Genomic DNA, 21,867 nt, shown 5'->3' with positions numbered 1-21,867 from the left:
TAGCGGCCGATCGTTTATCCCCAAAAAATCCAACATCAAAAAAAGGACATTACCATGAAAAATACGGACTATGCAAAGTCTCTTAGAATTGATGAAACCACATATACATTCTTTGATTTTTGCCAGTATGCCGCCGATCGTGGCGCTGCCATTGAAAAGCTGCCTTTTTCCATCCGCATTCTGGTGGAAAACCTGCTGCGCAAGTTCGACGGGCGGGTGGTCAAGGAAACGGATCTTGAAAATATTGTGGGTTGGAAGAAAACCTATGATGCACCGGTGGAGATCCCTTATCACCCGGCCCGGGTGCTCATGCAGGATTTTACCGGTGTGCCGGCCGTGGTGGATTTGGCGGCCATGCGCGATGCAGTTAAAGCCCTGGGCAAGGATCCGGAGAAAGTCAATCCCCTGGTGCCCACCGAACTGGTGGTGGACCATTCCATTCAGGTTGATAATTTTGGAACGGATGACGCCTTGGAAAAAAATGTCGCCCTGGAATATGACCGTAACGGTGAACGCTACGCCCTTTTGAAGTGGGCCCAGAAAAGCTTTTCCAATTTCAAGGTGGTTCCGCCCAATTCCGGAATCTGCCATCAGGTCAATCTGGAAAACCTCGGCCGGGTGGTAATCAGCCAGGAGGAAAACGGCAAGACCATCGCCTACCCGGACACCTTGGTGGGCACGGATTCACACACCCCCATGATCAACGGTGTGGGCGTGATGGGGTGGGGTGTGGGCGGTATCGAGGCCGAAGCGGTGATGCTGGGCCAGCCCTATTACATGTCCATTCCCGAGGTCATCGGAGTCAAGCTGACCGGCAAGCTCAAACAAGGGGTGACGGCCACCGACCTGGTGCTGACAATCACCGAAATGCTGCGCAAGGTTGGCGTGGTTGAAAAATTCGTCGAATATTTCGGTCCCGGCATGAAAAGTCTTTCGGTGACCGACCGGGCCACCATCGCCAACATGACCCCGGAATACGGTGCCACCTTAGGATTCTTTCCCATCGATGAAAAAACCCTGGATTATCTTGTCTTGACCGGTAGAGGCGACCGGGCGCGCCTGGTCGAGGCCTACTGTAAACAGACCAATATGTTCTATACCGGTGAATCCGATCCTGAATTCACCCAGGTGGTGGAACTGGATCTATCCACGGTCGAGCCGTCCCTGGCCGGCCCGGCGCGGCCCCAGGACCGTATTACCCTGCCTGATCTTAAAGGCACCTTCGCAGATATTTTAGGCTGCAAATACGACCGGGATGAAGAGATCAAACGCATCTCGGCATCTCAAGCTGACGCGGGTGCTGCAACCGTTCGTGCCAGGCGCTGTCAACCCGTGGCCCAAAAGCGGTTTGACATGGAACTCAATGGTCAGCCGATCAAACTCGGAGACGGTAACATCGTCGTTGCTGCGATTACTTCATGTACCAACACCTCAAACCCGCATGTGCTCATGGGAGCCGGTCTGATCGCTAAAAATGCGGTGGCCAAGGGACTCAAAGTGCCACCATTTGTCAAAACCTCTTTGGCCCCCGGTTCAAAAGTGGTCATGGACTATCTGGAAGCAGCGGGCCTGATCCCGTATTTCGATGCTTTGGGATTTCATCTGGCTGCATTCGGCTGCACCACCTGTATCGGCAACAGCGGGCCTTTGCACCCGGATATTGAATCGATAGTCACACAGAACGATCTGAACGTGGCCGCCGTATTGTCCGGCAATCGCAATTTCGAAGCCCGTATCCACCAGAACATCAAATCCAATTTCCTGGCCTCCCCCATGCTGGTGGTGGCCTTTGCCCTGGCCGGCCGGGTGGACATTGATCTGACGATTGAACCGGTGGGCATCGATCCCAACGGCGAGCCGGTCTATCTGGATGATCTATGGCCTGCCCAGAAGGAAATCGATGCATTGGTCAAGGCCCATGTGAAACAGGACTTTTACGAAAAGGAATACGCCCAAATTTTCGACGGGGACCGTTTCTGGCAGGCCCTGGATGTATCCCAAAGCACCACCTTTACTTGGGACGATGCATCCACTTACATTAAAAATCCGCCTTATTTCGACGGATTTTCCCTGACCTCATCCGCACCTGCCGACATCAGCAATGCCCGTGCATTCCTCTTGCTCGGGGATTCGGTCACCACGGACCACATCTCTCCGGCAGGTGCCATTCCGGCTGATTATCCGGCCGGGCAGTATCTGATTGAAAACGGCGTGGCCGAGGACCAGTTCAACTCCTACGGATCCCGGCGAGGCAACCACGAGGTAATGATGCGCGGCACGTTTGGTAACATCCGCATTAAAAACCGACTGGTAGAGCCCAAGCAGGGCAGTTTTACCTTGAAGTTCCCGGACAAGAAGGAAATGTTCAACTATGACGCGGCCATGGCCTATAAGCAGGAAGGCACCCCGTTGATCGTGCTGGGGGGGAAAGAATACGGCACCGGATCATCGCGCGACTGGGCCGCCAAAGGCACCAATTTGTTAGGCATTCGCGCTGTTATCGCCGAGTCTTATGAACGGATTCACCGCAACAACCTGGTGGGCATGGGGGTTCTGCCGTTGATCTTCAGCGAGGGCGAAAGCGCCCAAAGCCTCGGGCTGGACGGATCGGAAACCTATACCATCAGCGGAATTGCCGGCATGACGCCGCGCAAACCGCTGTCGGTTAAAGCGGTCAAGGATGACGGCACGGAAACGACGTTCACGGTGATTTCACGTTTAGATACGGAAGTGGATCTGGAATATTTTGAAAATGGCGGGATTCTGCCCTGCGTGATCCGCAAAATGATGGAAAGTTAGGGGCGTCATCCCTAACGCCTTTTTGAAAAATCTGGATCAGCCCCGGTAACGACGTTTTCCAGCGCCGTTAGCGGGGCTTCTTAATAAGGCGCTCAGATCAGCCCGGCGTTACGTTTAACCCTTAGCAATCCCGGGCTCAAGTTAAGGTGCATGAGCGTAGACCGATATCCCCTGTCGATAAATACACGTTCCAGGTAATCAAACAGCACCGGCCGGTCCGGCCACTTGAACCGTTTTTCCTGCTCCCGCAGTCGTTCCCACTGGGTGCGTGCCGCTGGCGTCGCATCAAACACGGCGTTTGTGGCCCGGTCGCACAAAAACATGGCACAGACCACGGGCCGGACGGTCCACAGGCACCCATCCTCACCCAAGTACACGCATCGGTGCCCGGCATTGCCCTGATTCAGAACCGTCATTAATTGATCCATTTGTGCGTCCGTGGCATACAGCGCATTGATCACCGCATCGGCAAAAAAAGTAATAATCCCGTCCTTGCTGCAACAGGCGCTGGTGTGGCTTTTAAAGCAGGTTTCAGTGCAAATCGGACTGAAATAGCGGTCCAAAAATTGATCCACACGATGTCTGAACTGCATATATTGCGCGGCGGCCTCGATCAGTTGCCGTCGCTGCACCGCATCCATTTGCCGCAATCCTTCTTTGACAATGGTAAATGCCTCGAATTGTTCCTGCTCATAATCGTTCATGCCTGATGACCGTTGATGAGTATCGTGCCCATCTATTTAAGGGTACGCTGTGTTTGACCTATAGCATTCAAGATAATGTTTTTGGGCTGCGTTATCGTTCGTTGCAGTATGACAATACGGCTTCCTCCTTCTGGCCTTGCCAAAAACACTATCTTAAACACTATATTCCCTATGCAATTCATTTTCGATTGTCAATGCAATCGCCCATTTTGAAAGAAGCCGGGTGAAGCGGATGGATCTTTTTAACATGGCCTCACTGTCGAAAACGACACGTCTGAGTATCACGCTTTTTCCGCTATTAACCACAACAATCTTGAATGTGGTGGCAAATAATGGTATCAGATTTGATATGAAATCAAAACACCGTAAAATATTACGGGATGTTTTTTCCAAGCCGACAAAGGCAAATATAAAATTTATCGAGCCATGAAAAATACACTTACTTATAAAGGATTTACCGCACGGATTGAATTTGATTCCGATGATAATATTTTTTTCGGACGAGTGCTTGGTGTAAGCGATATTATTGGTTTTCATGGAGAGACGGTATCTGCTTTGACCGCTGATTTTCATAATGCCATTGACCACTATTTGGAAGTTTGCCGGCAACGCGGTGAAAAACCGAAAAAACCTTATTCAGGCAAATTAACCCTTCGCATTTCCCCTGATGTCCACGCAGATATTGCCGCCGCTGCCGCCCACAATGGAAAAAGCATCAACAAATGGGTGGTGGAGACACTCGAACAAGCGATCCACTCCCATGGATGACATACCTGGATGTTGAAGCGTTTTATCTAATAGCTAATTGCACAGGTTGGATTTTTTGCTTGACGATTGTCCCCGATTCCTTGATAAACAATCGCTAATCAACCGCCTATTGAGTATTTGCTTCTAAGGAAGTTACCCGAAAAGCAGGGTAAGCCGCTTTTAAAAATACCCATTTTTGCGTTACGAATCGTCTTGAAAAACGCGATCGCTTTTATAAAGCGCTCGTTTGAAGTGAGGATTTGCCATGTCGGAAAATAATCAAATGGTCAGGGTTCATGTAAATATTGAAATCTCTGCCGCAGCGCTTCAGGCTGTGGTGGCCAATTCCAAAAAAATGGTCGGTACGGATGAGAAAGGTCACTATCGGGTCGATACCGCTGATGCACTGGCAGACCTGATCTCGAAATTTCTAAACGAAAAAGGATTTGATCAGTTTGCCGCAGATATTGAAAATTATTGAATGGGAAGTGGAACAGAGGCTTTATAGATAGTCACGTAGCCATCAATGGTATATCGGTCCAAGGCTGCCGGAACAACCAGGCTGTCGCCCTTTTTTATGCTCAGCGCGTCATTGGTATCTGCTGCGATCCTGCCTTTTCCTTCGGTGCACAACAGGATTTCAATACTACGGGCGGATGGCGATGCATATGACCGTGACGGATCCACTTCGATCATGCTGAGCGAAAATTCCTCTGCCGGGCATCGATAACAACACTCACCGGTTTCCATGGGCGTTGCGTCAAGGGGCGTGATGGTTGTCTCACCAAACCTGACCACGCGGAGCAACTCCGGCACATCAACATGTTTGGGGGTCAGTCCTCCCCGCAGCACATTATCCGAATTGGCCATCAATTCAATGCCCACGCCATCCAAATAGGCATGCAACTGCCCCGCGGGAAGATACATGGCCTGCCTCGGCGAAAGACGGATCAGGTTTAACAGGGCAGGGCTGAGAATACCCATATCCGCAGGATACCACTCGGCCAGGGTCACCATCCAGCCATAGACCGGTGATTGCCTGGCCAGGGACTTGGCTTTGATCAACATCTGCGCAGATGCCCTTTCCCGTTCATTTGCAGACAATGTCAGCATGCTTTTAAAAAAAGGGTTAAGACCGTCTACGCCATTATCTTTTAAACGCTTGAAGGCGGGTTTGAGATCATCAGGACAAACCGGCTCCATCAGGCGGACAGCATCGGCAGCGGGCCTGAATCCGTTCAGCGCCCAAAAAGGGGTCAGGGCACAAATGATTTCCGGTTTATGATTGTCATCACGATAATTTCGATCGGTCGCATCCAGGGCGATGCCTGCCTGGTTTTCCCGGGCAAACCCGTCAATCGCCTCTTGTTTGCTTGGATGGGCCTGAATTGAAAGCGGCTGGTCAGCGGCCAGCACCTTGAAAAGATAAGGCAGGACTGCGCCAAAACGCCGCACGCTATCGGCCCCCAACATAACCATTGGATTTTGCTCGATTAGCTGATAAAGTGGGACTCGCTTCGCACCGACGCGCACCATGGACGGTCCCTTGGGGTGGGTTCCCATCCACAATTCTGCCTGAGGCACATCATGGGGACCGGGGAGTCCCAATAATTCGGCAATAGCTGTTTTGGATCCCCAGGCATAGGGCTGGATGACATTTTCAAGTCGATAGATACGCATGCTTGACCACCGATTATTTTTTCGTTTGAGTCTGTGACCGTATTCAAGATGCATTCACAGACAATGGATGTGAGTGTACCTCTTTATTTCAACTATTACATTATCTTTATACATATAACTATTATGAATAAAAATAAAAAAGCAGTTGTTTTGTCAAGTGGTGGATTAGACTCCACCACCGTACTGGCCATGGTTCGCGAAAAGGCCTATGACATCTTCAGCCTGAGTTTTTCCTATGGTCAACGCCACGATTTCGAGCTCAAGGCGGCGCAAACGATCGCCGCTGCCATGCAGGTCAAAAAACATCTGATCACCCGCATCGATCTCAGTCCCATTGGTGGCTCGGCCCTGACCGACGCCATTCCCGTTCCCAAATCCCGCAACCCTTCTCAGATGACCGATGAAATTCCCGTTACCTATGTGCCGGCGCGCAATACGATCTTTCTCTCCTATGCACTGGCCTGGGCCGAGGTCCTTGGGGCCTGGGACATCTTCATCGGGGTTAACGCCGTGGATTACAGCGGCTACCCGGATTGCCGCCCGGAATATATCCAGGCATTTGAAACCATGGCCAATCTGGCAACCAAAGCAGCCGTCGAGGGAAAGGGCCGTTTTTGTATACATACCCCGTTAATTGACATGAGCAAAGCCCAAATCATCCAGGCCGGATTATCCCTTGGCGTGGATTACGGGCTGACCCACAGTTGCTATGATCCGGATGCCGACGGCTTGGCCTGCGGACATTGTGACGCCTGTGTGCTACGAAAAAATGGATTCGCTGCCGCCGGTGTGCCTGATCCAACCATTTACACACCGTGACCCTTTCAATTCGTCACCATCGCAAAGGACAGTCAAATGTCAGGTATCATTCTTGTGGGTATGGCCATCGTCCTCTTGTTCGGTTTGATTGCCGCGGAAAAAAGCGGTGTACCGGGTCGGATACTACTGTTCAAAACCCCGCTTTCCTTTCTGTTCATCATTGCCTGGTGGCTTTTACCCTATCCGAACAAATTAGCCTTCACGCTAGTGGGAGCAGCCCTGACATGCTGTCTTTGCGGCGATATTCTTCTGGCCTTCGGCTCGAGGGTCGCCTTTTTGTTAGGGCTGGTTTCTTTTTTTATGGGACACGTACTGTTTGCCAGCATCTTTTTTATCATGGGCACCACTGGCACGGCCATGGCGCTTGGAGCGATGCTGATGGTGGTATCCGCAGGAATCATCTGGCGCTGGCTGGCGCCGCATTTGGGCGATATGACGACGCCGGTTCTGGCCTATCTGGTGGTCATTAGCATCATGGTTTGCGGTGCATGGTCAATCCTATCAAATACCCACATTCCGCACCAGGCAAGAGTCGGTATCCTGATTGGGGCGAGCTTGTTTTACCTTTCGGATATTGCCGTGGCGCGCCAACGGTTCGTGACCAGTGACCACCGGAACCGGATGGTGGGCTTGCCCCTGTATTACGGGGCCCAGTTTATATTGGTGTTTTCGTCGTCATGGATTCCGGCCTAACCGGATCATTGCCGCGTTTTTTTTATTTACCACTTTACGGGTAGTCTCACCACCTTTTTGGCTTTGTTGCGAAACAGCAGGTAGTGGTGCTTTTGACCAAAGCGATAAAGATCCCGGGTAATAGCGACATCAGACCGACAATAGTCTATAATTTTCGACATCTTACCCATTTTCCACCATTTCAAGGCATCCAGCCCGTCCGCGGTCTTTCCGGTATTCAGGGTAACCGAGGCCAAGTGATCCAGGGAGAGACGATATCCCAACTGATTTTTCACCTGCTCCAGGATATCAAGGGTCATAAGCTGCCTGAAGTTTGTATCCGTATAAGCTGAAAGCACCCGATAATCGAACCGTTTGATGTTGAATCCGACCACCATGTCCATGCCTTTTAAATGGGCCATCAGCGCGGGGATCTGACCTTCCACGAATTCATAAAAACTATCGGTTTTCGAGTCATAAAGCACCGCACAGCTCACCCCCATACGCTCGGCACGATGCCACCCGCCCACCTCTTCGGCGCTGCGCTGGGTTTCGATGTCCAGCACACCGTAACGAATCATTGCGTCCGGCGTCTGGGCTGTCGGCGGATCCGGCGTTTGCGCATCCCCTTTGTCCGTGTTGGTGTTGGCTGCCAGTGAAATCACCGCAGAGGCAACCGGATCCTTTTCCTCAAACAGGCGCTGCAGTAAAAAAATAGCGCTGGCTTTGTCGATGGGGCGGTTTCCGGATCCGCACTTGGGTGAATGGACGCAGCTAGGACAACCATTTTCGCAATCGCACCCGGTGATGGCCAGATACGTTGCATCAAGCAGTGCCCGACCATCTGAAAAGGCCTGCAGGCAAAGCCCGGCCCCGCCTGGCACACCGTCATAAATAAAAATGGCGGCGGCCTGCAACTGGGGATGAAAAGGTGTTGAAATCCCGCCCAAATCATTCCGATCGGCCAAAACGAGCAACGGGAAGACACCAATCGCTGCATGCTCCAGGGCATGCAGACCGCCCATGACATGAACCTGGGCGTCTTCTGCCATCGTGGTGACGACATCCGGCACCGTAAACCAAAGGCCCTGTGTCTCAAACACCGTTGGGGGCAAATCCAAAGGGGTTCGATCGATGATTTTACCGGTTCGAGTTTGAATTCGGTCATAACCGGTTACGGTTTCGGTAACTTCTACTAAACCAACACACATCATGGTACCATAAACCGGCTTTTGATCGATGGTCTCGATGATGCGGGTGTCTTTGTGGGATCGAACCCGGGTGTGATAGCCTACCTGACAGGCATTTACATAAGCTTTTCGTGTTTCGACGTCTAATGTGGTCACCTGATAGGTTTGACTGCGATGCAGGTATATGGCCCCCGGGTGAGCCTCCCGATACACACGGACACCATCGATTTCCCCCAGCTGGGTGTTGTCCGCTGCATCAACAATGGCAAACCGTCGTCCAGAACCGCGCAGATCCACATGCCGGTGAGGATTTTTTACAGGTGCGTAATAGGTCGTTCCATCGGCACTCTGATAGAGGCTACTGTCATTGACCAGCTTTTTGAGACAGGCACGGACCGGCTTGGAAGCAATGAAGGGGTCATCGGATTTCAGGGGAAGCTCCGCGGCTGCGCAGACCAGATGCCGGGCCATGACCTGAGCATTGTGCGGATTGACCACGGCGGCTTCGGGTTGCCGCTCGACCAGCTGCTGCGGATGATTGACAAAATAATTGTCCAGAGCGTCCTCACCGGCAATTAGAACCACTGCGGATTCTCGCCCACTGCGCCCTACCCGCCCGCCTCGCTGCCAGGTGGCGATGATGGATCCCGGGTAACCCACAAGCAGGCACAAATCCAGCGTCCCGATATCGATTCCCAGTTCCAGAGCGCTCGTACTGATCACCGCCAGCAGTTCACCGGAAGCCAGCTTGGCTTCAATGGACCGGCGCTCTTCAGGCAAAAAACCGGCCCGATAGGCGCTGATGCGTTTGGCAAACGGTCCGGCGCTTTGTTTGGCCCAAATGGCAAGCAGTTCGGTCAATTTCCTCGACTGCGTGTAGACAATGGTGCGCAGGCCTCGGCTCAAGGCCGCTTTTAGCAGTTTCAAGGTCGCGGCCAGCGGGCCATCCACAGGCTCAATCATCACCAGATGCCGTCGACCGGTCCCCGCCGTGCTGTGGCGAACCGTTTCAACATCCAGGCCGGTCAGGGCACGGGTCAATTCATCGGGATTGGCAACGGTTGCCGATGTAAACACGAACGTCGGCGCTGCTCCGTAAAATCGGCACAATCGCACCAGCCGCCGGAACACCTGGGCCATGTGTGCGCCCAGCACCCCCCGATAGACATGGACTTCGTCAATCACCACAAATCGCAGACGTCCGAGCAAATCGCCCCAACGATCATGGTGAGGCAGAATGGACAGATGCACCATTTCTGGATTGGTCATCAGGATATGAGGCGGATGCTCCCTTATCTTTTTCCGCCGGTATGCCGTGGTGTCACCATCGTAAATCTGAGCCTGCAGGTCAACCTCCGGTAATGCATCAGCCATCCTGCTTACGGTTTTAAGCTGATCCTGCGCAAGTGCCTTAAGGGGGTAGATAAAAAGCGCCGCAGCGGATGCATCGCTTAGCACCGCTTCAATCACCGGCAGGGTGTAGATCAGCGTCTTTCCGGAAGCCGTTGGTGTGGCCGCCACTGTGTGAATGCCGCAGCGCACCCGATCCATGGTCTGAACCTGGTGCGAATATAACTGTTTAATATCCATCGCATGCAACAGCTGAGTGATCGGCTGCGGCCAGGGTGTCTTCACCCGGCCATAAACAGCCGGGGTCGGTTCGAATTCCCGATGATATACGATTTGCCCCTCAAAGGCATGGGCGCCCTTCAAGGCGGCAATATACTGATTAATGGATGCTCCAAGAGACATGGCTGCCCTTAACTTTGCATGGTTTGCTTTTTTATACGCATATGGACTTGAAAAACTGGGAAAATACGCTATAGTTTTGATGAATCGGTCTTTTTAGCAACAAAACTACATGTAACTATGAAATTGATTACATCTCCCCATCGTCTCCCCTGCCCCACAACGGGAAGGGTTACTATCGCATGACACCATTTCACAATTCAAGAGGAAGGCAATAGCGTTGGACGACCCCTTTTTATCGCACCCGGGGTTAGGTCACCGGGGTACCTTCGATTCTTTTTCTTTCTGTCAGTTTTACCATCCCTTTTACACGACCAGTGATCGTCTGTTGGACAATATCGCTTGTGCAGGAGCTGACGGATGATGGTCAATCAAGTGCTTTTTCTTTTTGTTTTACTGCTTTTTTCCGGTTTTTTTTCATCTGCGGAAACCGCCTTGTTCTCCATCAGCCAGACCCGGGCCAGACATTTGGCCAAAGAGGATATCCGATCCCACCAATTGATCAAACGCATGAAGGATGATCCGCACAAGCTGTTGACCACCATTCTGATCGGCAACAACGTGGTCAATGTGGCCGCCTCTGCCATTGCGACCTCGCTGACGATCAACCTGTTTTCCAATTACGCCGTAGGTCTGGCCACCGGGATCATGACATTTATGATCCTTGTATTTGGCGAAGTCATCCCCAAATCCTTTGCCACGCGTAACAATATCCTGATCGCCAAACTGACCATTTTCCCCATTTACTGGATGTCGATCCTTTTTTCTCCAATCATCTGGTTTCTCAACTTCATTCCCCGGATTACCGGCAGGATGAGCAAAACACCGTCCGCAACCGAAGAGGAGTTGATCACGTTTGTCGAGGTTGTGGAAGAGCAGGGAGAGATCAAGGAAGAGGAACGGGAGATGATCCACAATGTGTTTGAACTGGACGACACCAGTGCATCGGAAATCATGACGCCCCGTGCCGATATGTTCGTTGTGGATGTCGCCGATCCCCTTGACCTGAAGACCATTGCCGATTCCGGATTCACCAGGATTCCCGTAATCGAGGGAGATACCGACCATGTGGTCGGCATACTCAATATCAAAGATATTTTCATGCACCAGGCCACTTCGGAAACACCGGTGGATATCCGCACTATCATGCGTTCCCCATATTTTGTCCCGGAAAACAAAAAGCTCGATCGGATGCTTCACCAGTTCAAGGCCCGCAAAAATCATATCGCCATCATTGTCGATGAACACGGCGGTGTGTCGGGATTGATCACCCTGGAGGACCTGCTGGAAGAGCTGGTGGGTGAAATTCGCGATGAAACGGATAAAGAAGAACCCCACATTATTCGCAAAAAGCCCAAAGAATGGATGGTGTTGGGAAAATCGGAAATCGAGGAAGTCAATGAAAAACTAGGCATGCAGATTCCCGAAACCAGGGAATACGATACATTTTCTGGCTTTATACTGGATCGCATCGGCCGGATCCCTGAAGAGGATGAGATCTTTACCATTGATGGATACAAAGTGACTGTCTTGGAAATGGATGGAAACCGAATCAAACGGTATATGGTTCAGGAGATGACCTCAACACCACCGCCCCAGCAACCCTGATAGTAGAAAAGCATTCATGAAAACAAGCCTTTGCTTGCTTACCTGGATAGCGTTCTCAGTTGCCTGTATAATCAGCCCGGCATCCTTTTGGGCGGCTGATCTGGAGGAATTTGCCGTGGGACGATTTTCGGCCATGGTACCGGACGGCAACGTATCCGGATGGGAACCACTGACCTTTGAAAAAATCAAATCCCATACCCAGTACCGGCTGATCGCTGAGAACCAGGGCAGAACAGTATTAAGGGCGGACAGCCATGCCTCGGCCTCCGGACTGGTCAGAAAGATAAACCTGTCCGCCGGCACCTATCCCTGGCTTACCTGGCGTTGGAAAATAAGCAATATCCTTGAAAAGGGGAACGTCAAAGAAAAATCTGGTGATGATTATGCGGCGCGGCTCTACATCACCTTTGCCGAGGATCCGGATGACCTCTCCTTTTTTGAACGCGCCAAAATAGCCGCCATCAAATTGTTTTATGGCCAGGTCCCGCCTTCAGCCGCGCTGGCTTATGTATGGGGGAATCAATCGCCCCCAGGATCAATCCACCCCAATCCATATACGAATCGGGTACAAATGATTGTGGTTGAGAGCGGACCAGCCCACGTGAACCAATGGCGATCCGCCCGGCGGAATATTGTTGAGGACTTCCGTCTGGCTTTTGGCACCGATCCGCCTCCCATCACCGCGATTGCTGTGATGACCGACACCGACAATACAGGCGAAAAGGCGACGGCCTGGTATGGAGATATCGCTTTGGCAGGGCCGCATTAACTTGATTCGCCCTATGCAAGCGTCCATTTGCACGCTCGCCGCGTCAGCCTTGGGCCAGATTACCGTTTCGTTTAGCCCTTGACTCGCTCCACATACTGCCCGGTACGCGTATCAATGCGGATCTTTTCTCCTTGATTAACAAACGGTGGGACCTGAACCACATGGCCGGTTTCAAGGGTGGCCGGCTTGGTCGATCCGGCAGCCGTATCCCCTTTTGCCCAGGGCTCGGCTTCGGTGATGGTCAGTTCCACAAAATTGGGAAGCGAAATGCCCAGCGCCGTCTTCTCAAACATAAGAACATTACACACCGTATTTTCCTTCAAAAACGCCTTGGCATCGCCCACCTGGTCTTCACTTAAGAAATCCTGTTCGTAGTTGGACGTGTTCATGAAGCAATAGCCGGACCCGTCTTGATATAGATACTCCATCTCGACCTCTTCAAGGTTGGCTTCCTTGAATTTCTCGCCGGAACGGTAGGTCTTGTCAAACTGGGCGCCACTGATCATATTTTTCAGCCGGCATTTATAAAGCGCCTGCCCTTTGCCGGGTTTAACAAACTCAAACTGGACCACCACATGGGGATCACCGTCGATCTCAATTTTCAATCCTTTGCGTAAATCACTGCTTTCGTACATATGATAGATCGCCTCCTATGGGGTATCTGTTTTAGTATTCATGCATATTATTTTTAGGTTTTCTTTCTAATCACTGGCCAAGCAGCATCAAACCTGCTCGACCAGCATCTTTACCCGCGCCATATCTTTTCTAAAACGGATCGGTTGTCCGCTTTCATCCAGGGCATTGGTACACGTGCAGCTGTCAACACCAAATGGATCGACCTGACGAATCCCGGCAGCCACATTTTCCGGTGAGATACCGCCAGCCAGAATGACCGGAATCCGGCTATGGACAACCAGTCGCGCGGCCACCTGCCAGTCACAGGTAAGCCCGGTGATACCGACAAACCCATCCACCGGTTGATCCCCACCCACGGTATGGGGGGAACCGTCGATAACCGTATCGGTTAAAAAATAATCACTTACGGGCTCCAATCGCGCAGCCATGGTTAAAATGGACCGGCACTGGGCACCCGCGTGCTCTGCAATGGGAATGGACCGGGTAATCTTGATCTCAGGGAAACGATCTTTCACCACCTTTTGCAGAGCAATCGCCGCATCAATCGCAGGATCATCTGATCCGTCAAGCTTGTCACACAAATGGATGATATTCGGTTGATAATACGAGATCGTGTCAATTACCGCTTCAGTGTCTGTGTAAAGCGGAATCACGCTACTGATTGCACCCAGTTTACGCACAACGCCGACCGTTTCGCGGATAATCGGATCATGGCGCGCCTTTAGGCTGGTAATCACACTGCCCACATGATCCACCCCCATCTCAATCAAGGCACAGGCCTCTTCGGGCGTTTGGATCTCATATATCTGTACAATCTGTTTTGACATGAACCTGCTCATTTTTAAGTATCTAAATAAACACTTGATATTTAACCGTGGCCGTCTCTATCACATTCGCGGATTTTGTGCAAATTTAAAGCCCATACCCATGAGGGGTAAATTCATTGGCCGCCATTTCATCCAATACCGGTTGAAGGATGCGATGGTACGTGCGGATACGATCCACAAAAACAACGGCCTCCTGCCCCCTGGCATAACGATGCGCAAGGGTACTATAATATTTTTTCTGCTGCAGCAACGGGAGCACGGCTCGGATACCGCGCCAGGTGTTGCTCCGCTTTCCAAGGCGGCGGGCGAGAATTCTGGCGTCCTGGACATGGCCGAAGCCGATGTTGTAGGCGGCCAGGGCCAAAAGGGTCCGATCCGGCTCAGCGACCTCGCTTCCCACCTGCCGGTGCAGACGTGCCAGGTAACGTGCACCGGCAAATATGGACGCTTCCACATCCATGCGATTTTCCACGCCCAAAGCGGCCGCGGTCTCACGCGTCAACATCATCATGCCCCGCACACCGGTATAGCTTTTTGCCCTTGGATTCCAATGGGACTCCTGATAAGCCAGCGCGGCCAGGAGTTTCCAATCCAATTGGTATTTTTTAGCCGCCACCTCAAACATGGCCCGGTACCTGGGAAGTCTTCGTTTGATTCGTTGTCGGTACCGCACCACATCAACGTAATCGAATGATTCCAGATGACTGTAATAGTGCTGCACAAGCCCCTCGATTCGGGCCCGGGTTTCTTTGCGGTCAAACCAATCGTGGATGGCCCGGGTAAGATAATGATTGCGCGGATCAATGGCCCAACGCAGTTGGCGCGGTTCACCCAACGTCAGATGCTTGACCAGTTCGGGGAAATAGGGGTGATTGATGGCCATGATGTTGGAATCGACAACCGTCAGGGGCAATGCACGGTTCCATACCATTTGAAGCAAATCCTCAGATGTATAGGCACTCAGTATTTGCCAGCTAATGCCTGGGAAAATCTGGCGCAATGCTTCCAGGTATTCAATTCGGGCACTGTTGCCGGTCATCCACAGGGTATAGTCTTCAAGAGACTTTTTGTCTTTGATTTCCGGCCCGCCACGTCTTCCAACCACCTCTTGATCCACATCCAAATATCCCGGCCCCAAGGCGATCAGCTTGGTTGAACGGTTACCAAAAGGAAATCCAGCAGCAATGATGTCACCTTGCCCATCGCGAAGGGCGGTAATCATCTCCAGCTCATCTTCCATGATATGAACGCTAAGGGTCACTCCCAAATACTTGGCAAACGAGCTGGCCAACTCGTATTCGAAACCGGTTGCCCCATGGGGCCCCTCATAATAACAGGCCGCATTGTTGCGCGTGATCAAGACTAATTCGCCGCGGGATTGTAAGGCCTCTAAATCATTTTGTCTGACCGGTCGCTCGCACGCGATGATCAGCAGCAACAATCCCAATACGACCAATGCATACTGTTTTCGTTTCAGCATACTGCGTTGCATAGGGTTACAATGGGCAGTTTTACAAGGTTAGGTTGTCAATCAGCGGTATCAGCCCCACCTTAAAGTTGCTTGTTGCCATCTGTTGGAAATGATTTATAATCGCAGATAAATAAATTATCAATACGGATATCCTATACGCTTCCGGCTGGTTGCCTTTTGTTCGGGATAGTGTTATGACCCCCCAAAATTCTTTCAACCTGTTGAAATTTAGTGTATTTGCACAGATTTTATTTGGAGACCGCCCATGATTGTCATCATCGATTTCGGATCCCAATTCAACCAACTGATTGCCCGGCGGGTACGCGAATGCCGCGTGTATTGCCAGATCGAACCACCAACGGTTACGGTGGAGGAGATTCGCAGTCTTGCACCTGAGGGTATCATCCTTTCGGGTGGTCCGGCCAGCATTTATGAAGAAAAAAGCCCTCGCGTCAATCCCGGCATTTTCGATCTGGGCATCCCGGTGCTGGGCATCTGCTATGGGATGCATTTTATGGTGGATGCGCTGGGGGGTAAAGTTAAAAAAGCCGAAAAACGCGAGTATGGATTTGCCGCGTTAAGTGCAAAAGCGGAAAAAGACCTCTTTACCGGCATCGGCAAAGAGACCGTGACCTGGATGAGCCATGGGGATTCCATTGAATCGCTGCCCAAGGGCTTTTCAATCACGGCCACGACAGCCAACACCCCGGTGGCCGCCATGGCCAACCACCAAAAACGATTTTATGGTGTCCAATTTCATCCGGAAGTGGAACATACGGTCAAGGGGCGAAAAATCATTCGCAATTTTCTTTTTGATATTTGCGGCTGTAAAGCCTCATGGACGATGAAATCCTTTGCGAGGGACACCATTTCCCAGATCCGCGAAACCGTCGGAGACAAAAAGGTGATCCTTGGTCTTTCCGGGGGCGTGGATTCGTCGGTCACGGCCCTTTTGATTCATCGGGCGATCGGCAAACACCTGACCTGCATTTTTGTGGATAACGGATTGCTCAGAAAATACGAGGCCGCTCAGTTGAAATTGAAGCTGAAAAGCCACCTTGATATCAACATCCGTTTTGTCAATGCCGCGTCTCGTTTTATCAAGGCACTTTCTGGTGTATCGGATCCGGAACGTAAACGCAAAATCATCGGTAAAATTTTCATGGATGTCTTCGAAGCAGAGGCCATGAAAATCAAAGACGCTGATTTTTTGGCTCAGGGGACACTTTATCCGGATATTATTGAATCCCAATCCGCCTTTGGCGGCCCGACCTCGGTAATCAAATCGCATCATAATGTGGGCGGCCTGCCTAAAAAAATGAAGCTCAAGCTAGTCGAACCGCTCAAGTACCTGTTCAAAGATGAAGTACGCAAATTGGGCAAAGCACTGGGATTGGACGAAGACCTGGTATGGCGGCAACCCTTCCCGGGTCCGGGCCTTGCCATTCGGGTCATCGGAGAAATCACAAAAAAACGTCTGGATGTTCTGCGGAATGTGGATGCCGTGCTCCAAGAAGAAATACGTGCCGCGGGTTACTACCGCAAACTCTGGCAGTCTTTCGCTGTGCTGTTGCCAATCAAAAGCGTCGGCATCATGGGCGACGGACGAACCTACGAAAATATCGTTGCCATCCGAGCGGTCACCAGCAAGGATGCCATGACTGCTGATTGGGCCAAGCTTCCCCACAAGCTGCTGGGCACCATTTCCAACCGTATCATCAACGAAGTGCGTGGAGTAAACCGTGTTGTATACGATATCAGTTCAAAACCGCCAAGCACCATCGAATGGGAATAACTAACCGATGAACACAGAAAACGATACCTCGCGTTTCACCATTCAGGATGAAGAACCCGACATACCGGATTCTATGTATGTCGCTGATGCGGAAAACCTGCGCATCGAAAAGTTGAGCACGCGGGTCACCCTTGTGGCGGTGCTGATTCCCTGCTTGCTGGTCATCGTTCTGGTGGTTGCCTATCTGGACATCAAAAACCGGGTTGCCAGTACTCAAAACACGGGAACCATGGGCGTTCAGAACTTGTCCAAGGATTTGGAATCCCGGTTTTCGAGTCTCTCGCTCAAACAGGCCAAATTAGAGGAACTGCTTGCTGAAAACACAAAGGCGCTGGAAACCACCACAGCAGCCATGCAGGTGAAACTAAAAAAAACCATGACCGACTTTAAAGGAGATAGTGAAACCAAAGCCAGTCGATCTGATCTGGCTGCCCTGGACAAAAAAAACAGCGCTGCGCTGGATGCACTGAAAAAAGATGTGGCTGATTTAAAAGCGTCTTTTGCGACATTCGACGAAGAACTGGCCGATAAAATTCTTTTAATGGCACAAGGCCTGAAAAAGGACCAAGAGCGGCTGGTCGCGGTTGAAAAAAAGGCGGTTCAACTGGAAAAAGAAAAATTGACCAAGGAATCGTTGAATCTGGCCTTGGGACTTGAACGACTGGCTGTAAAAGAATTAGTCAATGATAAGATAAGTGAATTGGGGAAAAAACTGGCGCAAATTGATAAAAGGATCGACACGCTGAATCAGCAGATAATGCAAATCAATGCCCAAACCAAAAAACGGGCATCCACCCCTAAAGCCCCCCAACCATCGCCGGCAAAAGCAGCATCGCCGCCTCCTCAGTCACCCGCATCCAGCCCATCCACAGAACCCGGTCCACAACCGACCGGTATTGAGGAGCAGACAATCAACTGACAGCTGGCACGCTTTTCATTTAACAATCTTGGAATTAACACAGCCCCATGGCAGTCATTTTCTCTTCAATACGCTCGATATCAACAGGCAGATCCACCTCGGGTGAATCATAAGGTGTGACGACAACCCGGATGCGATAGCCGTGTTCCATGGCCCGCAGTTGTTCAAGTTTTTCAATTTCCTCCAGTCTTCCCGGCGCCAAAGACCGGAAACGCGCTAAAAATTCCTGCGTGTATGCATAAACCCCCAGATGTTTATAGACATCATATCCTGCCTGGCTGTCCCGCCCGTGGGGAATTGTTGCCCTTGAGAAATACAGGGCATCACCCTGGTTGTCGAAGGTCACTTTAACGTCCTTGGGATCGGTAAGCTCACGCTTTTCTTGAATAGCAAAGGCCAATGTGCTCATTTTCACCGCCGGATCATCGATAAACGGCTTGACCACGGCATCGAAGCTACGTGGATCCACAAGCGGCTGGTCGCCTTGGATATTGATCACGACATCGTTCATTGCCAAGCCGAGGCGCTGTGCCGCCTCGGCAACCCGATCGGTCCCTGACCTGCAATCCGACGCAGTCATGACAACGTTTCCACCGAACCCATTGACTGCATCCCGGATACGGGGATCATCGGTGGCCACATAAACGGAATCAACGCATGTGGCGGCCAGCGCCCGTTGATAGACCCACTCAATCATCGGCTTCCCACAAATTTGAGCAAGGGGTTTGCCGTTAAAGCGAGACGACCCATAACGCGAGGGAATAATCACCACAACTCGCATAAATCAACCTTCTTTCATATTTTTATAAAATGTCTATTTTTTCCACCCACCGATTAAATGCAAGTGCAGATGAAAAATCACCTGTCCCCCACCCTTTTCCACGTTAAACAGTAGTTTATAGCCGGATTGATCCACCATTTCTGCTTTGGCCATCTGTTTGGCCGTCATGATCATCTCGGCAACAATGGCGCTGTCCACCTCGGTCAGATCGTTGACACTTCTGATATGCCGTTTGGGAACAATCAGCAGATGAACGGGTGCATGGGGGTTGATATCGCGGAATACCACCAGGTTCTCATTTTCAAAAAGAAACCGAGTATCCATCTGGCCATTTGCAATTTTACAGAAAAGGCAGTCGTTTTCCATTTCGAACATCTCCTGTCTGCATTCGTATCGTGTCTACCCAAAGGATTATGGAAAAAATCGTGATATCAGGCAAATGAATAAAATGGTTTGTTCCTACCGGTTCGGTGACAAACTTGTCAAGCAGACATTTATCGTCTTTCAAGGCCGGGATTGCGTACCCATGAAAAATGCCCTGAAATAGCAATAAAAGTATTGAAATTGATTATTTAAGTTTTAATGGGGGCAGCCGATATGAATTGTCAACAGCTGCTGCCAAACATGCCTTTGTGCTAACATTCGTTCCAACACTTGAGACATAGGATGAAACAACAAACCAAGAGGGCCTTCCTCTGAAGTGCAGCCAAGGCGGCGCACACTGAAGACATTAAACACCATGAATATTTTGATTGCAGATGATGATCCCGTTACGTTGAAACTGTTGTCGTCGCACCTTTCAAGCTGGGGGCACACGGTCCATCAGGCCGATGATGGCAACCAAGCCTGGGATTGGGTTTGCTCCCATCCGGTCGATATTGTGGTCAGCGATTGGTTGATGCCAGGATTGGACGGCCTTGAGTTATGTCAACGCATTCGTGGAAAAGATGGTGTTTCCTATATCTATCTGATTTTAATCAGTGCCCAGAATTCCCAGGCGGATATTCTTCATGGTCTGGCAAGCGGTGTCGACGACTATATTACCAAACCGATCGACATGGATGCGTTGCGAGCACGGATTGATATCGGTGTCCGCATCATAAATCTCGAAAGAACACTCAAACGAAAAATTGAGATCATCACTGCCAACCATTATCAAACCATCCGCATGTTTTCTCAAATCGTGGAGGTGTTTGACGATGAGTTGGGCGGCCATTGCCGGAGAACCGCCAAAATCGCCATTGAACTGGCCCACCGTCATCCGGATGTGGCGGATAACGATATCCCGATTATCGAAGCCGCCGCCCTGCTGCATGACATCGGCATGGTGGGCATCCCCAAATCGATCCTCAACAAACGCCGCACGGAAATGGTCAATGATGAACGACAATGGTACCAATCCCATGCTGGAATAGGCGCCCGCATCATCGGTGAAATTGAAATCATGAAACCCGTCGCCCTGTTAGTCAGAATGCATCATGAGCAATACAACGGCAAAGGATTTCCTGAAGGCATGGCCGGCGATGACATTCCCATCGGGGCTCAGATTATTTCCGCAGCGTCGACCTATGATAATCTGACCCATAAAGGCAAAATCCCATTGCAGACGGTTCCAGATCATCTGCAACGTTTCCGCGGTTACCAGCTGTCACCCCAACTGATCGAATTGTTGTTAGAGATCAATGTGAATGTCCAGCATGACCAAGCGCGAAAAAAGGATCATGAATTAACCCTGGACGAACTTCATGCTGGCATGGTTCTGGCGGACAACGTGTATATGAAAACCGGCGCCTTTGTCATGGCCGCCGATACTGAATTGAACGACTATGCCATTGATAAACTAAAACAATACCATACTATCGGCACAATAACCAACAAAGTGCTAATTCGCCAATCATCCGTGGAAAAATAAATGGATTTAGCAACCATCATCGGTCTGGTCAGCGGGACCATATTAATTTTATTCTCGATCATCATCGGCGGCAGCGCCATGATATTCTTTAATATCCCAGGCCTGTTAATCGTCGTTGGCGGTACCTTGGCGGCCACGTTCATCAAATTCACCATGGCGGATGTCATCGGTTCCATCAACGTGGCCATGAAAGCCTTTCTAGTGAAAATGGAGGATCCTCAAAATATCATTAGTGAAATGGTGGAATTCACCCGTATCGCAAAAAAGGAGGGGCTGATCGCCCTGGAAAAGGAAACCCCAACAGATCCTTTTTCAGCCAAGGCGCTGCGCTATCTGTCCGACGGTTATGACGAAGGATTGATTTCGGACATGCTCAACAAGGATATTCGGTTGATGAGTCAACGGCATACAACCGGTCAGAACGTATTCAAGGGCATGGGCGATTCTGCACCGGCGTTCGGCATGGTCGGCACCCTTATCGGCCTGGTGCAAATGCTCTCGTCCATGTCCGATCCGGCCAGCATCGGACCATCCATGGCCGTGGCCCTTTTAACCACGCTATACGGTGCGGTCATCGCCAACCTGATCGCGCTTCCCATCGCCGACAAACTGGCCTTGAGAAGCGAGCAGGAACGCCTGAATAAAAACATCATTGTCGAAGCGGCCATTGCCATCAACCGGGGTGTCTCGCCCATGGTACTTGAAGAATCCCTTAAAATTTTCCTAACCCCCAAAAAACGGGAAGCGGCGGAAACGTCCCAGGAAGAATCCGAGTAAGCAAGGTGAGGC

Annotated in this window: 19 protein-coding genes; 11 read left to right on the top strand and 8 right to left on the bottom strand. The window is 50.9% G+C overall.

Going from position 1 to position 21,867, the window contains the following annotated elements; translation table 11 throughout:
- Positions 1–54 precede the first annotated feature (54 nt).
- Positions 55–2,799: an aconitate hydratase AcnA gene (acnA, locus tag Dvar_RS20115; protein WP_419663751.1), complete on the top strand. Its 2,745-nt coding sequence runs from the start codon at positions 55–57 to the stop codon at positions 2,797–2,799.
- A 92-nt stretch (positions 2,800–2,891) separates the two neighbouring features.
- Here acnA and Dvar_RS20110 read toward each other — a convergent pair whose 3' ends face one another.
- On the bottom strand, positions 2,892–3,503 hold the full coding sequence (locus tag Dvar_RS20110) for a hypothetical protein (protein WP_419663750.1): 612 nt from the start codon (positions 3,501–3,503) through the stop codon (positions 2,892–2,894).
- A gap of 426 nt (positions 3,504–3,929) precedes the next feature.
- Between Dvar_RS20110 and Dvar_RS20105 the strand changes: the two genes are divergently transcribed.
- Both Dvar_RS20105 and Dvar_RS20100 read left to right on the top strand, forming a co-directional pair.
- Complete coding sequence (locus Dvar_RS20105; protein WP_419663749.1) at positions 3,930–4,271, top strand: type II toxin-antitoxin system HicB family antitoxin; 342 nt, start codon at positions 3,930–3,932, stop codon at positions 4,269–4,271.
- Positions 4,272–4,515: 244 nt separating this feature from the next.
- Positions 4,516–4,731: a hypothetical protein gene (locus tag Dvar_RS20100; protein ID WP_419663748.1), complete on the top strand. Its 216-nt coding sequence runs from the start codon at positions 4,516–4,518 to the stop codon at positions 4,729–4,731.
- On the opposite strand, the gene manA is transcribed toward Dvar_RS20100, so the two are convergent.
- A complete protein-coding gene (gene manA / locus Dvar_RS20095) occupies positions 4,725–5,930 on the bottom strand; it encodes a mannose-6-phosphate isomerase, class I (protein WP_419663747.1) in 1,206 nt (401 codons plus the stop codon). The two genes, Dvar_RS20100 and manA, sit on opposite strands and share 7 nt — an antisense overlap.
- A gap of 123 nt (positions 5,931–6,053) precedes the next feature.
- Here manA and queC point away from each other — a divergent pair, with 123 nt between their 5' ends.
- Positions 6,054–6,749 carry a 7-cyano-7-deazaguanine synthase QueC gene (queC, locus tag Dvar_RS20090; RefSeq protein ID WP_419663746.1) on the top strand — a complete coding sequence of 232 codons (696 nt, stop codon included), beginning with the start codon at positions 6,054–6,056 and terminating at the stop codon, positions 6,747–6,749.
- A 36-nt stretch (positions 6,750–6,785) separates the two neighbouring features.
- Positions 6,786–7,442 (top strand): lysoplasmalogenase, encoded by a 657-nt coding sequence (locus Dvar_RS20085; RefSeq protein ID WP_419663745.1) that lies wholly within the window; start codon positions 6,786–6,788, stop codon positions 7,440–7,442.
- Positions 7,443–7,468: 26 nt separating this feature from the next.
- Here the strand turns inward: Dvar_RS20085 and Dvar_RS20080 are convergent, their stop codons facing one another.
- Positions 7,469–10,363, bottom strand: coding sequence for a DEAD/DEAH box helicase (locus Dvar_RS20080; RefSeq protein ID WP_419663744.1), 2,895 nt, complete (start codon positions 10,361–10,363; stop codon positions 7,469–7,471).
- Between the two features lie 357 nt (positions 10,364–10,720).
- On the opposite strand from Dvar_RS20080, the gene Dvar_RS20075 reads away from it, so the two are divergent.
- Both Dvar_RS20075 and Dvar_RS20070 read left to right on the top strand, forming a co-directional pair.
- Positions 10,721–11,968, top strand: coding sequence for a hemolysin family protein (locus tag Dvar_RS20075; RefSeq protein WP_419663743.1), 1,248 nt, complete (start codon positions 10,721–10,723; stop codon positions 11,966–11,968).
- A 16-nt stretch (positions 11,969–11,984) separates the two neighbouring features.
- Positions 11,985–12,737 (top strand): DUF3047 domain-containing protein, encoded by a 753-nt coding sequence (locus tag Dvar_RS20070; protein WP_419663742.1) that lies wholly within the window; start codon positions 11,985–11,987, stop codon positions 12,735–12,737.
- Positions 12,738–12,808: 71 nt separating this feature from the next.
- Here Dvar_RS20070 and efp read toward each other — a convergent pair whose 3' ends face one another.
- From efp to mltF, 3 genes are all read right to left on the bottom strand, one after another.
- Positions 12,809–13,372 (bottom strand): elongation factor P, encoded by a 564-nt coding sequence (gene efp, locus Dvar_RS20065; RefSeq protein ID WP_419663741.1) that lies wholly within the window; start codon positions 13,370–13,372, stop codon positions 12,809–12,811.
- Positions 13,373–13,459: 87 nt separating this feature from the next.
- Complete coding sequence (locus tag Dvar_RS20060; protein ID WP_419663740.1) at positions 13,460–14,200, bottom strand: phosphoribosylanthranilate isomerase; 741 nt, start codon at positions 14,198–14,200, stop codon at positions 13,460–13,462.
- An 85-nt stretch (positions 14,201–14,285) separates the two neighbouring features.
- Complete coding sequence (gene mltF / locus Dvar_RS20055) at positions 14,286–15,680, bottom strand: membrane-bound lytic murein transglycosylase MltF (protein WP_419663739.1); 1,395 nt, start codon at positions 15,678–15,680, stop codon at positions 14,286–14,288.
- Positions 15,681–15,936: 256 nt separating this feature from the next.
- Here mltF and guaA point away from each other — a divergent pair, with 256 nt between their 5' ends.
- Both guaA and Dvar_RS20045 read left to right on the top strand, forming a co-directional pair.
- Positions 15,937–17,466, top strand: a complete 1,530-nt coding sequence (guaA, locus tag Dvar_RS20050; protein WP_419663738.1) for a glutamine-hydrolyzing GMP synthase — start codon at positions 15,937–15,939, stop codon at positions 17,464–17,466.
- A 7-nt stretch (positions 17,467–17,473) separates the two neighbouring features.
- Entirely contained in the window at positions 17,474–18,385 is a 912-nt protein-coding gene (locus Dvar_RS20045) for a hypothetical protein (protein WP_419663737.1), read from the top strand.
- Positions 18,386–18,419: 34 nt separating this feature from the next.
- Here the strand turns inward: Dvar_RS20045 and kdsB are convergent, their stop codons facing one another.
- The gene (gene kdsB, locus Dvar_RS20040) at positions 18,420–19,166 is read right to left on the bottom strand and encodes a 3-deoxy-manno-octulosonate cytidylyltransferase (RefSeq protein WP_419663736.1); all 747 of its coding nucleotides are present in this window, start codon (positions 19,164–19,166) and stop codon (positions 18,420–18,422) included.
- A 33-nt stretch (positions 19,167–19,199) separates the two neighbouring features.
- Complete coding sequence (locus Dvar_RS20035) at positions 19,200–19,532, bottom strand: histidine triad nucleotide-binding protein (RefSeq protein WP_419663735.1); 333 nt, start codon at positions 19,530–19,532, stop codon at positions 19,200–19,202.
- Positions 19,533–19,905: 373 nt separating this feature from the next.
- Here Dvar_RS20035 and Dvar_RS20030 point away from each other — a divergent pair, with 373 nt between their 5' ends.
- Together Dvar_RS20030 and Dvar_RS20025 are read left to right on the top strand one after the other, a co-directional pair.
- Positions 19,906–21,078: an HD domain-containing phosphohydrolase gene (locus tag Dvar_RS20030; RefSeq protein ID WP_419663734.1), complete on the top strand. Its 1,173-nt coding sequence runs from the start codon at positions 19,906–19,908 to the stop codon at positions 21,076–21,078.
- Positions 21,079–21,855: a MotA/TolQ/ExbB proton channel family protein gene (locus tag Dvar_RS20025; protein ID WP_419663733.1), complete on the top strand. Its 777-nt coding sequence runs from the start codon at positions 21,079–21,081 to the stop codon at positions 21,853–21,855.
- Positions 21,856–21,867 lie beyond the last annotated feature (12 nt).

The sequence above is a fragment of the Desulfosarcina variabilis str. Montpellier genome, from assembly GCF_048565275.1.
Lineage (GTDB): Bacteria > Desulfobacterota > Desulfobacteria > Desulfobacterales > Desulfosarcinaceae > Desulfosarcina > Desulfosarcina variabilis.
This window is presented reverse-complemented; position numbering and strand designations above follow the sequence as displayed.